Source organism: Agreia sp. Leaf283, assembly GCF_001422485.1.
Lineage (GTDB): Bacteria > Actinomycetota > Actinomycetes > Actinomycetales > Microbacteriaceae > Agreia.
Genome location: NZ_LMNF01000001.1, coordinates 1,316,409 through 1,328,973 on the forward strand (window position 1 = coordinate 1,316,409; position 12,565 = coordinate 1,328,973).

The following is a 12,565-nucleotide window of genomic DNA, read 5'->3' on the forward strand; positions in this document are numbered from 1 at the left end:
CCGTGAAGACGGAACGACGCAGCGCGCCGGCGGGCATCCCCCCGCTGGCGCGCTACCTCGCCATCCGGCTGGGGGTGACGGCCTTGCTCATGCTGGGCGTCACCCTCGTCACCTTCATCCTCACCAACCTGGTGCCGGCCGACCCCGTGCAGGCCGCACTCGGCGAGCAGGCGGCGGCGAACCCCGAGATCGTGGCGCAGTTCCGCGAGAACGCCGGGCTCGACAAGCCGTTGCCGGTGCAGTACTTCACCTACCTCGGCCACCTCTTCCAGGGCGACCTCGGCACGTCGACGCAGACGCGCACCTCGGTCGCCACCGAGTTGGGCAAGGCCTTCCCTGCCACCATCGAGCTCGCGGTCGGCGCCATCCTGATCTCCGCCATCATCGGAATCGGCCTGGGGCTCTGGGCCGCGCTGCGCCGACGCACCTTCATCGACCAGATCATCCGCGTGGTCAGCCTGATCGGGCTGAGCGTTCCCGCATTCTGGATGGCCCTGCTCGTGTACTTCATCTTCTTCTTCCAGCTGCGTCTGTTCCCGGGGTCGGGGCGACTCGATCCCACGGCTGTCGCGCCCCCGCATGTGACCGGCCTCTACACGGTCGACTCGCTGCTGGCCGGGCAGTGGGCGACGTTCGGCGACGCGGTCTATCACCTCGTGCTGCCGGCATCCGTTCTCGCCCTCTACACGATCGGCCTGCTCACGCGGTTCTCGCGCTCGGCCATCCTCGAGGTGCTCGACGCCGACTACGTGCGCGGGGCCCGGGCCAAGGGGCTCACCGGTCGCACCGTGGTGCTCAAGTACGTGCTGCGCGGTGCCCTCGTTCCGATCATCACCGTGCTCGGCATCGCGTTCGGCTCGCTGCTCAGCGGCACCGTTCTCGTCGAGAAGGTCTACTCCTGGCACGGCCTCGGCGAATACGCCTTCTCGTCGGCCACCAAGCTCGACCTGCCCGCCATCATGGGCGTGGGCCTCGTCGTGGGCATCGTCTACATCGGCCTGAACTTCATCGTCGACATCGCATACGGCTTCATCGATCCGAGGGTGAGGGCCGCATGAGCCAGACCACAGCGCCCGCTTCGCGGCCCCAGCCGGATGTTCTCGCCGTGGCCGCCCGACGCCGGCTGCGGTTCCCGGCGGCCCTGCGCAATCCGTTGGCCGTGACCGGCACGGCGATCATCGTCGTCTGGCTGCTGCTGGCGCTCCTTGCGCCGATGATCAGCCCCGCCGGGCCCCTGGCTCAGGACTTCGAGCGCCTGCAGCCGCCGAGTGCGGCGCACTGGTTCGGCACCGACCAGCTCGGCCGGGATGTGCTCGCGCGCGTTCTCGACGGAGCACGCGTGTCGATCATCCTGCCCCTGCTGCTCGTCGTGTCGTCGCTGCTCGTCGGCACGATCGCCGGATCGGTGGCCGGCTACTTCGGCAAGGTCGCCGACGAGGTCATCATGCGCATCGCCGACCTGGTCTTCGCGTTCCCCACGATCATCCTCGCCATGGTCATCGCCGCGTCGCTCGGCCCGAGCCTCACGAACGCCGTGATCGCGATGCTCATCGTGTCGTGGCCGGCATACGCGCGAGTCACCCGCTCGCTCGTGGTCGTGGCGTCGCGCTCGGAGTACGTGGTGGCCGGCCGCCTGCTCGGCAACAGCCCGTTCACCTCGCTGGGCAAAGACATCCTGCCGAACATCATCGCGCCGGTCGTCGTGCTGGCCACGCTCGACGTGGGCACGGCCATCCTGCTGCTCGCCGGCCTGTCGTTCCTCGGCCTCGGAGCCGTTCCGCCCACTCCCGACTGGGGCGCGATGGTCTCCGACGGCGTGCAGAACTTCTCGTCGTGGTGGATCTCGGTGTTCCCCGGCCTCGCCATCCTCACCGTGGTGCTGGCCTTCAACTTCCTCGGCGACGCGCTGCGAGACACACTCGACCCGCGCACCGCCGACGCCGTGAAAGGCCGGGCCCTGTGAACCAGCCATCGGCATCCGGCGGTCTCAGCATTCGCAACCTGACGCTCTCGATCGGGCGCGGCGAGAAGGCCAAGCGTATCCTGCGCGGCATCTCACTCGACGTGCCCGCGGGCCGCATCACCGGCCTCGCGGGGGAGTCGGGCTCGGGCAAGACGATGACGGGCATGACGGTTCTGGGCCTGCAGCCCGAACAGGCGACCGTCGGCGGCGTCATCGAGTTCGACGGCCGCAACCTGCTCGAGCTGCCGACGAAGAAGCTCAACACCCTGCGCGGAAACGACATCGCGATGGTGTTCCAGGATCCGACCTCGAGCCTGCACCCGATGCTCTCGATCGGATCGCAGCTCACCGACCACCTGTGCCAGCACACGGGCATGTCGAAGCGCGAGGCCCTCGAGCGCGCCCGCGTCGTGCTCGAGCAGGTCAAGGTGCCCGACCCCGCCGGAGCGCTGAAGAAGTACCCGCACCAGTTCTCGGGCGGACAGCTGCAGCGCGTGGCCATCGCCTCGGCTATCATGTGCAGCCCCAGCGTGCTCATCGCCGACGAGCCCACGACGGCGCTCGACGTCACCGTGCAGGCGGGCATCCTGCGCCTGCTGCGCGAGCTGTGCGACGAACTCGGCCTCGCGATTCTGCTCGTGACCCACGACCTCGGCGTGATGAGCGCGTTGGCCGACACCATCGCCGTGATGCGCGAGGGCGAGATCGTGGAGCACGGCGACCGGTTCCAGGTGATCACGGCACCGCGCGACCCCTACACGCGGGCGCTCATCGACGCGTTGCCGCACGACGGCTCGGGCCCGGGTGCGGCACCGAAGTCGGCCCCGACAGGAGATGCATCATGACGGCGCTGCTCGAAATCGACGGTGTGAAGGTCAGCTATCGCGTGGCGGGTCGCCCTCGGCTCGTGGCCGTGGATGACGTGAGCCTCTCGCTCGGCACCCGGCAGGTGCTGGGGCTCGTCGGCGAGTCGGGCTGCGGCAAGTCCACGCTCGCCCGTGCGATCTGCGGCCTCGAGGGCCTCGACAGCGGATCGATCACGTTCGACGGCACCCCCGTGACCCGCCTCGGCATGCGCACCCGTGATCGCAAACTGTTGCGCATCCAGATGGTGTTTCAGAACCCCTACGCCTCGCTGAACCCGCGGCGCACGATCGGCAGGCAGATCGAGGACGGGCTGCGCGTCAATCCCGATCGCTCGGCCTGGACGGTTCCCGACCTGCTCGCGCACGTCGAATTGGATGCGTCGGCCCGGTCGCGCTTTCCGCACCAGTTCTCGGGCGGGCAGCGTCAGCGCATCGCCATCGCCAGGGCGATCGCCTCGGGGCCGGACCTGCTCGTGGGCGACGAGCCCATCGCATCCCTCGACGCGTCTCTGCAGGCGCGGGTCGCGGGCCTGATGCGCAGTCTCGCGCTCGAGACCGGTGCGTCGCTGCTGTTCATCAGCCACGATCTCTCGGTGGTGCGCGTGATCGCCGACGACGTGGCCGTCATGAGCAAGGGCAAGATCGTGGAGCGCGGCGACGTGAACGAGGTGTGGTCGAATCCGCAGCAGCCCTACACGAAGCAGCTGCTGTCGGCGATCCCGAAGGTCGACGGCTTGGGCGTTCTGCCGGGCTGACCCCCGCCCCCGTTCCCTGAGCCTGTTGAAGGGAAAGCCCGACCCGCCGCGAGTCACAGCGGAACTGACCGCGCCGCGAAGGTCACGGCGTCGAGGAGGCGGCTGCTCGAACGCATGAGAGCCGCGAAGGCCAGAAGCAGGCCGATGCTCACCACGATCGGGCCAACGAACGGCCCTAATTCAGGAGGAGCGCGCACCCACGTGGATAGTGGCGCCGGCTGAGCTCTCCTCCTGAATTGCGAACGTCACTCGGGAAGAGAGGTTCTACCTCGGGCCGAACAGCGCGTCGGATACGAGGATCAGCACAACGATGACGACGACGACGCCTTCCTCACCTCCGTCGCCGACCGTCTGGGCGTGATCATCTGTGACGGCGGCTGTTCGCCGACGCGCTCGGCGAGAACTCCTGCGTTGGGCGCCCGGGCTGCGAGGCGATTTGTTGGGCGAGTCAGCAATATCTGTTGCGTCGAAGCGCTTCGCGTCGTACTCTGCTGAGAGCGCGTTCACAATCGAAGCGCTTAAACAGACCGCACCACCCCAGACACCGGAGTCTTCTGATGGCGACAATCACCGACGTGGCACAGGCCGCGGGCGTGTCGATCTCCACGGTGTCATACGCGCTCTCCGGCAAGCGGTCCATCGCAGCCTCCACGCGCCAGCGCATCATGCGGGCCATCGACGAGCTCGAGTACGAACCCAACGCCGGCGCCCGGATGCTTGCGGGCGCTCGCACGAACATCCTCGCCCTGAGCGCGCCGCTCGGCCCCGACGGCCACCTGCCGACCCACATGCGCTTCGTGACCAGCGTCGTCGAGGCGGCACGGGCGCACGACTACGACGTGCTGCTGCTCGCCACCGACGACGAGGTCTCCGGCATCCGCCGCGCCGCCTCGCGATCGCTGATCGACGGTGTCGTCATCATGGGCGTCGCCACGGTCGACGAGCGCGTGCCCCTGGTTCGGCGTCTCGGCCTTCCGTCGGCATTCATCGGGGTGCCCCCCGGCATCGACGACATGTCGTGCATCGACCTCGACTTCGATCGGGCGGGACGGGATGCCGTAGCCATGCTGGCCGACGCCGGGCATGCGGCGATCGGCGTGATCGGGCATCCGCACAGCTACGTAGACCGCGACACCAACTTCATCCGCCGGTTCACGCACGGCTTCGACGAGGAGTGCCGGGCGCGCGGTGTGCGCACGGCGACGCAGTGGCCGGAGATCGGGCGTTCGGGAGGGCAGCAGGCCTACGACCTGCTGCGCGAACAGCTCCCCGACATGACCGCCCTGGTCTTCCACTGCAACGAGCCCATCGTCGAAGGGGCGCTGCGTCGTATCAGCGAACTCGGGCTGTCGATTCCGGGCGACCTCTCGGTGCTCGCCGCGTGTGCGAGCTACGCCGCCGACGAGCTCGAGACGCCGCTGAGCGCCATTCCCCTTCCCCTCGATGAGATGTGCCACTCGGCCGTCGAGAACGCCTTGGCCCTGGTCGACGCGCTCGGCCACCCGAAGGTCACGCTCATCGCCCCGACCTATCTCGACCGCGGCTCCATCGCCGCCCCGAAGCCCGCCGCCCACCCGGCCTGACACTCGACCCGAAAGGAGTTCCGCGCGCATTGTCGAAGCGCTTCGACGATCGTCGATACGCCACTCGAAACCCACAGCACCATCGCCGGCCCGGCCGGCAACTCATCCCTACAAGGAGGTAGACACATGAAAATGAAACGCACACTCACGATGCTCACGACCGTGATCGCCGCGGGAGCCCTGCTCTCGGGCTGCTCGGCCGGAGCGTCAGAAGAGGACGCCAACACGCTGAAGCTATGGCACTTCGAGGGCGAGGACAGCGCGATGGGCATCGCATGGGACGAGGCCATCAAGACGTTCGAGAAGGAGACCGGCGCGAAGGTGGAGTTCGAGGCGAAGAGCTTCGAACAGATCCGCTCGACGGCCAGCCAGGTGCTCAACTCGAACGAAGCCCCCGACATTCTCGAATACAACAAGGGAAACGCCACGGCGGGTCTGCTGGCCAGCCAGGGACTGCTCACCCCGATCGATGATGCCGTCGAGGAGTACGGGTGGGCCGACAAGCTCGCCCCGTCACTGCAGACGACCGCGCGCTACGACGACAAGGGCGTCATGGGCTCGGGCTCCTGGTACGGGATCCCGAACTACGGCGAGTTCGTCGAGGTCTACTACAACAAGGACATGTTCGCGAAGTACGGCATCGCCGTGCCCACGACCTACGACGAGTTCGAGGCCGCCCTGCAGACGTTCGTCGACAACGGCGTGACACCACTGGCCGAGGCCGGCGCCGAGTACCCCATCGGACAGCTCTGGTATCAGCTCGCACTCTCCAAGGGCGACCGAGACTTCGTCGACGACTACCAGCTCTACAAGAACCCGGTCGACTGGCAGGGTCCAGAGCTCAGCTACGCCAGCGAGAAGCTCGCAGAGTACGTCGACAAGGGCTACATCTCGAAGGATGTCACGGGCATCAAGGCCGAGGACATGGGCGTCTCGTTCATGTCGGGCCAGTATCCGATCATGGTGTCGGGCTCGTGGTGGTACGGACGCGTCATCAACGAGGCCACCGGCTTCGACTGGGGAACTTTCCTCTTCCCCGGATCGGAGATGGCTCCCGGCTCCAGTGGAAACCTGTGGGTGGTTCCCGAGAACGCTGCCAATAAGGATCTGGCGTACAAGTTCATCGACATCACCATGCGTCCGGAGATCCAGGCCCTCATCGGCAACAACGGTGGCGTGCCCGTCGCGGCGAACACAGAGGACATCACCGACCCGAAGAGCCAGGAGCTGATCGCCAACTTCAACACGCTCACCGAGCGTGACGGGCTGGCGTTCTACCCCGACTGGCCCACCTCGACGTTCTACGACCAGATCGTGGCGGCGACGCAGGAGCTGCTCAACGGCTCGACCACCCCGGAGGAGATGAACACCACGCTCGGCGACGAGTACGAATCCGGCGTGGCGGACATCACAGGCGAATAGTCCTCTCGTCCCCTCGCCCTTCGACGGGCTCGGGGAACGAACCCGTTCCCCGAGTCCGCCGAAGGCCCCCCACTTCACTCCCTCAGACCGCACGAAAGGGACACCCCATGGCAACGCTGCCACCCGCCCCCGTCATCGCACGGAGTCGCCGAGCACCGGAGATGAGCCTGCTCCCCGGAGTGCGAAAACGAGGCTTCTGGCTCTACCTGATCCCCGGCCTCGTGCTGTTCACGATCATCATCCTCGTTCCCCTCATCTGGAACATCTACCTCAGCTTCACGTCGTACCGCGGCATCCGCCCGCCAGAATTCATCGGTCTCGACAACTGGGCCAAACTCATGGGCGACGACAAGTTCTGGGTCTCGTTCCAGAACAGCGTCGCCATGATCGTCGCGATGGTCGTAGTGCCGACCCTCGCCGGCCTGGTGCTTGCCGCCCTCCTCTTCGACCTCGTCGGCAAGAAGTTCGGCGGCAGGCTCGCGAGCTTCCTCCGCGCCACCTACTACCTGCCCCAGATTCTGCCCGTGGCCATCGCCGCGATCGTGATCGGCTGGATCCTGCGGCCCGAGAACGGGGCGCTCAACACGGTTCTGGAGACGATCGGCCTGGGATCCCTGCAGCACAACTGGCTGGGCAGTCCCGATACGGCCCTGGCCAGCGTGATGGTCGTGATGGTCTGGGTGCAGATCGGCTACCCGGTCGTGATCTTCATGGCCGCGCTCCAGCGCGTCGACCCGGAACTCTACGAGGCCGCCGAGCTCGACGGTGCCAACTGGTTCCAGCGCTTCACGTCGATCACCGTCAGCATCATCCGCCCCGAGATCTACGTGGTGGTGCTCACTGCGACGATCGCGGCCCTCAAGGTGTTCGGCCCGATCTACGCCCTCACCCGCGGCGGCCCGGGCAACTCCACGATCGTGCCCAGCTACTACTCGTACAGCGAGTTCTTCCAGAGCCAGCAGGTGGGCTACGGAGCGACGATCGCCACCGCGCTGACCGTCGTCGTCGTCGCGATCACGATCATCTTCATCCTCGCCCAGAACCGCGCAGAACGTTTGGAGAACGAACGCTGATGACCTCGACAATGCAACGCCCTTCGACGGGCTCAGGGAACGACGGCTCAGGGAACGACGGCTCAGGGAACGACGGTTCAGGGAACGACGGCTCGGGAAGCGGACGCTCGGGCAACGACCGCCCTTCGACGGGCTCAGGGAACGCGAGGCTCAAGCCGCACCGGCAGAAGCCGCGCCGCACCGTCGGCGACTGGATCCTGCTGATCGCCGTGATCGTGGTCGCCGTGCTGGTCGCGGTGCCGTTCCTCATCATTCTGGTGAACTCGTTCAAGTCGCCCTCGGACTATGCCAACGGCGGGCCGCTCAGCCTCCCGACCAACATCTACCTCGACGGAATCGCGAGCTTCTGGCAGCGGGTCAACTTTCCCGAGAAGCTCTGGAACAGCTTCTTCATCAGCGGAACCGTGGCCGTCTTCGCCGTGATCGTCTCGGTCTTCAACGCCTACGCCATCGGCATCGGCCGGGTGAAGGGCCGTGTCTGGGTTCTGGTGCTCTTCATGATCGCCAACACGCTGCCGCAGGAGGCGATGCTCTACCCGCTGTACTTCATGTTCAAGCAGGTCGGCCTCTACGACAACGTGTGGAGCGTCATCATCATCTTCACCGTCGTGCAGAGCGCGTTCGGCACCTATCTGCTGTCGGCGGTCTTCGGAACGTTCCCGAAGGAGATCATCGAGGCAGCCTCGCTCGACGGCGCCAACCGCTGGCAGATCCTGCGACGCGTCGTCGTGCCCATCAGCCGTCCGACACTCTCGGTGCTGCTGATCTTCTTCTTCATCTGGACCTGGAACGAGTTCCTCATCCCTCTCACCTTCCTGGTGTCGAACGCGAACCAGACGGTTCCGGTCGCGATCACGGCCCTGCAGGGCGACAGGCTGATGGATGTGACGACCACGAGTGCGTCGGCCCTGCTCGGTCTGATTCCCACCCTCATCTTCTTCCTCATCTTCCAACGCACGTTGACCCGCGGAATCACCGCCGGTTCGACCAAGTAACAACACGCAGTGCACATTAAGGGGCATATATGAAGTTCACCGACGGTTTCTGGCAGCTGCGCCCCGGCGTCACCCCCCTCTACGCGCAGGAGGCGTATGACATCTGGCCGGAGGGCGAGAACGGCATCGTCGTGACCGCGCCGACGATGGTCATCGAGAAGCGGGGCGACGTGCTGAACCGTCCCGTGCTCACCGTGGCGCTGTCGTCGCCGCTGCCGAACATCATCGGGGTGAAGGTCTCGCACTTCTCCGGAGGTCGCGACGAGCTGGGCTTCGACCTGCTCGGGGCGCAAGACGGGCACGGCGTCGTCGAGGTCTCCGACGAGCGGGGCGTGCTCACCTCGGGTGACCTGAGTGTCACGGTGCAGAAGGGCGCGCCCTACGGGCTCAGCTTCTCCGCGGGTGGGCGGGTGCTCACGACAGCGGGTCCGAAGTCGACCGCGCACATGCAGGTGCGACCGGATGCGCAGCTCGACGGCGCCCCGGTCGGCAATGCGCGTGGCGGCACGGCCCGCGCCTTCGCCCCGAACTACACGGTTCAGCAGCTGTCGCTGGGCGTGGGCGAATTGGTCTACGGGCTCGGCGAGCGCTTCGGTCCGCTCGTGAAGAACGGGCAGACGGTCGACGTGTGGAACGCCGACGGTGGCACGTCGAGCGAGCAGGCCTACAAGAACGTGCCGTTCTACCTCACGAACCGCGGCTACGGCGTACTCGTCAACAACCCCGGCCACGTCTCCTTCGAGATCGGCTCCGAGTCGGTCGAGCGCGTGCAGTTCTCGGTCGCAGGCGAGGGCCTCGAGTACTTCGTCATCCACGGCGAGACGCCCGCCGAGATCCTCGAGCGGTACACCGCCCTGACCGGCCGCCCGGCCCACGTGCCCGCGTGGTCGTTCGGCCTGTGGCTGTCCACATCGTTCACCACCTCGTACGACGAGGAGACGGTCTCGTCGTTCATCGACGAGATGGCCGCGCGCGAACTGCCCGTGAGCGTCTTCCACTTCGACTGCTTCTGGATGCGCGAGTTCAACTGGTGCGACTTCGAGTGGGACCCGAGAGTGTTCCCCGATCCTGAGGGCATGCTGTCGCGCCTGCACGACAAGGACCTGCACATCTGCGTGTGGATCAACCCGTACATCGCGCAGCGCTCTCCCCTGTTCGCCGAGGCGAAGGAGGCGGGCTTCCTCGTGAAGCGCCCCGACGGCTCGGTCTGGCAGTGGGACCTGTGGCAGGCGGGCATGGGGCTCGTCGACTTCACCAACCCCGGCGCGACGGAGTGGTTCAAGGACAAGCTGCGCGTGCTGCAACGCCAGGGAGTCGATGCCTTCAAGACCGACTTCGGCGAGCGCATCCCGTTGGAGGTCGACTACTTCGACGGCTCGAGCCCGGAGCGCATGCACAACTACTACGCGCAGCTCTACAACAAGGCCGTGTTCGAGGTGCTCGAAGAGGAGCGCGGCGTCGGCGACGCCGTGCTGTTCGCGCGGTCGGCGACGGTCGGCGGGCAGAGCCTTCCCGTGCACTGGGGCGGGGACTCCACGTCGACCTACGAGTCGATGGCCGAGACGCTGCGCGGCGGGCTGTCGCTGGCGTTCAGCGGCTTCGGCTTCTGGAGCCACGACATCGGAGGCTTCGAGGGCACGCCCGACGCGGGGGTCTTCAAGCGCTGGACCGCCTTCGGCCTGCTGTCGAGCCACAGTCGCTTCCACGGCTCGAACTCGCACCGCGTGCCGTGGGCATTCGACCCGTCGACAGGCTCAGGGCAGACCGAAGCAGAAGACAGCGCAACGAACGTCACCCGCTTCTTCACAAACCTCAAGCTCCAGCTGATGCCGTACCTCTATGCCGCCGGGCTCGAGGCCACGCGGCGGGGAACGCCGATCCTGCGCCCGATGGCGCTCGAGTTCCCCGACGACAGGGGTGCCGCACACCTCGACACCCAGTACATGCTCGGGCGTGACCTGCTGGTGGCGCCGGTCTTCTCCGAGTCGGGCGAGGTCGAGTTCTACCTGCCGGCCGGGCGCTGGACGAACTACTTCACGGGAGAGGTCGTCGCCGGCGGCGGCTGGCGCACCGAGCAGCACGGCTTCCTGTCGCTGCCGCTGTATGTGCGCGAGGGGGCCGTGCTCCCGGTCGGCGCGCGATCCGATCGACCCGACTACGACTACCTCGACGGCCTCGAGCTGCGGGTGTACCCCGGGCCGGACGGCGAGACCTCGGTCACGGTGACCGCTCCGGATGGCCGCGCCGCCACGTTCACGGTGACGCGCTCCGGCGGCACCGCCACCGTGGCATCCGAGTCGGGGGTGGTCGTCACGACCACCGTCGTCTGACGCGCGCGAACGCGGGTGTTCGCGCGCACCGCGGTGGCGAAACCACCGCGCCGCGCGCGAACACCCGCGCAGGGCGCGCCCGACTCAGCGGCGCGGCGCCGCCTTCGTGGGCTCGACTCCCGTGAGGGCGTGCAGGGAGGCGGTCGACGGAACCGCCGGGTCGGCGTCCGCCGCCGCCACCTCGGCCGGGGCGTCCGACGCGTGCGCATCCGGGTTCATGCTCGACTCCTGGAACGGGTCGTTGCCGCCCAGAACGTTGCGCACCTGACCCTTGTCGACCTCGCCGGTCCACGTTCCGACGAGGAGCGTCGCCACAGCGTTGCCGGTGAAGTTCGTCACGGCGCGGGCCTCCGACATGAAGCGGTCGATTCCCACGATCACGCCCACGCCGTCGACCAGGTCGGGACGGAACGACTGCAGCCCGCCGGCGAGCGTCGCAAGCCCGGCGCCGGTGACCCCGGCGGCCCCCTTCGAGGCGATCATCATGAACAGCAGCAGGCCGATCTGCTCGCCGATTGTCATCGGGGTTCCCATGGCGCTGGCGATGAACAGCGACGCCATCGTCAGGTAGATGGCCGTGCCGTCGAGGTTGAACGAGTAGCCGGTGGGAACGGTGATGCCCACGACCGGCTTCGAGACGCCGAGGTGCTCCATCTTCGCGATGAGGCGGGGAAGCGCGGCCTCCGACGACGAGGTTCCGACGATGAGCAGGTACTCGCGGGCCAGGTACTTCATCAGCGAGAAGATGTTCACGCCCGTGACGAGCTTGAGCAGCGTTCCGAGAACGACGATCACGAAGATCGCGCACGTCACGTAGAAGCCGATCATCAGGGTGGCGAGTGCAACGACGGCGCCCCAGCCCGTGGAGCCCACGACGCCCGCGATGGCGCCGAACGCGCCGAGCGGGGCGACCCACAGAACCATCGACAGGATGCGGAAGACCAGCGCCTGCAGAGACTTGATCGCTCCGAGGATGGGCGCGCCCTTGTCGCCCATCTTCTGCAGCGCGAAGCCCACGAGCAGCGCCACGAACAGGGTCTGCAGGATGCTGCCGTCGACGAGCGAGGAGAAGAGCGACACGGGGATGATGCCGAGGAAGAAGTCCTCCGTCGACTCGGCGACGATGTTGCTCGTGTCGTAGCTCGCAGCCGAGATGTCGAGGCCCTCACCCGGATGCAGCAGGTTGCCCACCACGAGGCCGATCGCCAGGGCGAACGTCGACATCACGATGAAGTAGCCCAGCGCCAGGCCGCCGACCTTGCCCACGGTCGCGGCCTTCGCGATGGAGCCGACGCCGATCACGATCGTGCAGAAGATGATCGGCGCGATCATCATCTTGATCAGGCCGACGAACGCGGTGCCGATCGGGGCCAGCGTCTTGGCGAACTCGGGAACGACGAGCCCGACGATGACGCCGGCCACCACGGCGATGATCACCGCGATGTAGAGATAGTGGTTCTTGTCGAGCTTCTTGCGGGTCTTGCGGCCCGATGCCGATGTGGTGCTCATGGAATGCCTGCCTTCGTGAGGGGCCGCCACAACACCGTGGCGACTCTGCCTGAACTACTGAGGTCATCC

At 66.9% G+C, this 12,565-nt stretch carries 10 protein-coding genes; 9 read left to right on the forward strand and 1 reads right to left on the reverse strand.

The features are described 5' to 3' along the window. Positions 1 to 2: 2 nt before the first annotated feature. The 9 genes from ASF51_RS05950 (at position 3) to yicI (ending at position 10,987) form a co-directional block, all read left to right on the forward strand. On the forward strand, positions 3 to 1,058 hold the full coding sequence (locus ASF51_RS05950; protein ID WP_055926492.1) for an ABC transporter permease: 1,056 nt from the start codon (positions 3 to 5) through the stop codon (positions 1,056 to 1,058). Then, positions 1,055 to 1,963 carry an ABC transporter permease gene (locus ASF51_RS05955; RefSeq protein WP_082479580.1) on the forward strand — a complete coding sequence of 303 codons (909 nt, stop codon included), beginning with the start codon at positions 1,055 to 1,057 and terminating at the stop codon, positions 1,961 to 1,963. The genes ASF51_RS05950 and ASF51_RS05955 overlap by 4 nt, the downstream gene beginning before the upstream one ends. Further along, positions 1,960 to 2,808 carry an ABC transporter ATP-binding protein gene (locus ASF51_RS05960; RefSeq protein WP_082479581.1) on the forward strand — a complete coding sequence of 283 codons (849 nt, stop codon included), beginning with the start codon at positions 1,960 to 1,962 and terminating at the stop codon, positions 2,806 to 2,808. Before ASF51_RS05955 ends, ASF51_RS05960 begins: the two co-directional genes overlap by 4 nt. After that, positions 2,805 to 3,584, forward strand: a complete 780-nt coding sequence (locus ASF51_RS05965) for an ABC transporter ATP-binding protein (RefSeq protein ID WP_055926495.1) — start codon at positions 2,805 to 2,807, stop codon at positions 3,582 to 3,584. The genes ASF51_RS05960 and ASF51_RS05965 overlap by 4 nt, the downstream gene beginning before the upstream one ends. A 557-nt stretch (positions 3,585 to 4,141) precedes the next feature. After that, entirely contained in the window at positions 4,142 to 5,167 is a 1,026-nt protein-coding gene (locus tag ASF51_RS05970) for a LacI family DNA-binding transcriptional regulator (protein WP_055926498.1), read from the forward strand. Positions 5,168 to 5,293: 126 nt separating this feature from the next. Then, positions 5,294 to 6,589, forward strand: coding sequence for an extracellular solute-binding protein (locus ASF51_RS05975; RefSeq protein WP_369797288.1), 1,296 nt, complete (start codon positions 5,294 to 5,296; stop codon positions 6,587 to 6,589). Positions 6,590 to 6,696: 107 nt separating this feature from the next. Next, positions 6,697 to 7,662 carry a carbohydrate ABC transporter permease gene (locus ASF51_RS05980; protein ID WP_055926504.1) on the forward strand — a complete coding sequence of 322 codons (966 nt, stop codon included), beginning with the start codon at positions 6,697 to 6,699 and terminating at the stop codon, positions 7,660 to 7,662. A gap of 11 nt (positions 7,663 to 7,673) precedes the next feature. Then, positions 7,674 to 8,657 (forward strand): carbohydrate ABC transporter permease, encoded by a 984-nt coding sequence (locus ASF51_RS05985; protein ID WP_082479681.1) that lies wholly within the window; start codon positions 7,674 to 7,676, stop codon positions 8,655 to 8,657. Between the two features lie 29 nt (positions 8,658 to 8,686). Further along, positions 8,687 to 10,987 carry an alpha-xylosidase gene (gene yicI / locus ASF51_RS05990; RefSeq protein WP_055926507.1) on the forward strand — a complete coding sequence of 767 codons (2,301 nt, stop codon included), beginning with the start codon at positions 8,687 to 8,689 and terminating at the stop codon, positions 10,985 to 10,987. A gap of 84 nt (positions 10,988 to 11,071) precedes the next feature. Here yicI and ASF51_RS05995 read toward each other — a convergent pair whose 3' ends face one another. Then, positions 11,072 to 12,496: a cation:dicarboxylate symporter family transporter gene (locus ASF51_RS05995; RefSeq protein ID WP_055926510.1), complete on the reverse strand. Its 1,425-nt coding sequence runs from the start codon at positions 12,494 to 12,496 to the stop codon at positions 11,072 to 11,074. Between the last annotated feature and the right edge of the window lie 69 nt (positions 12,497 to 12,565).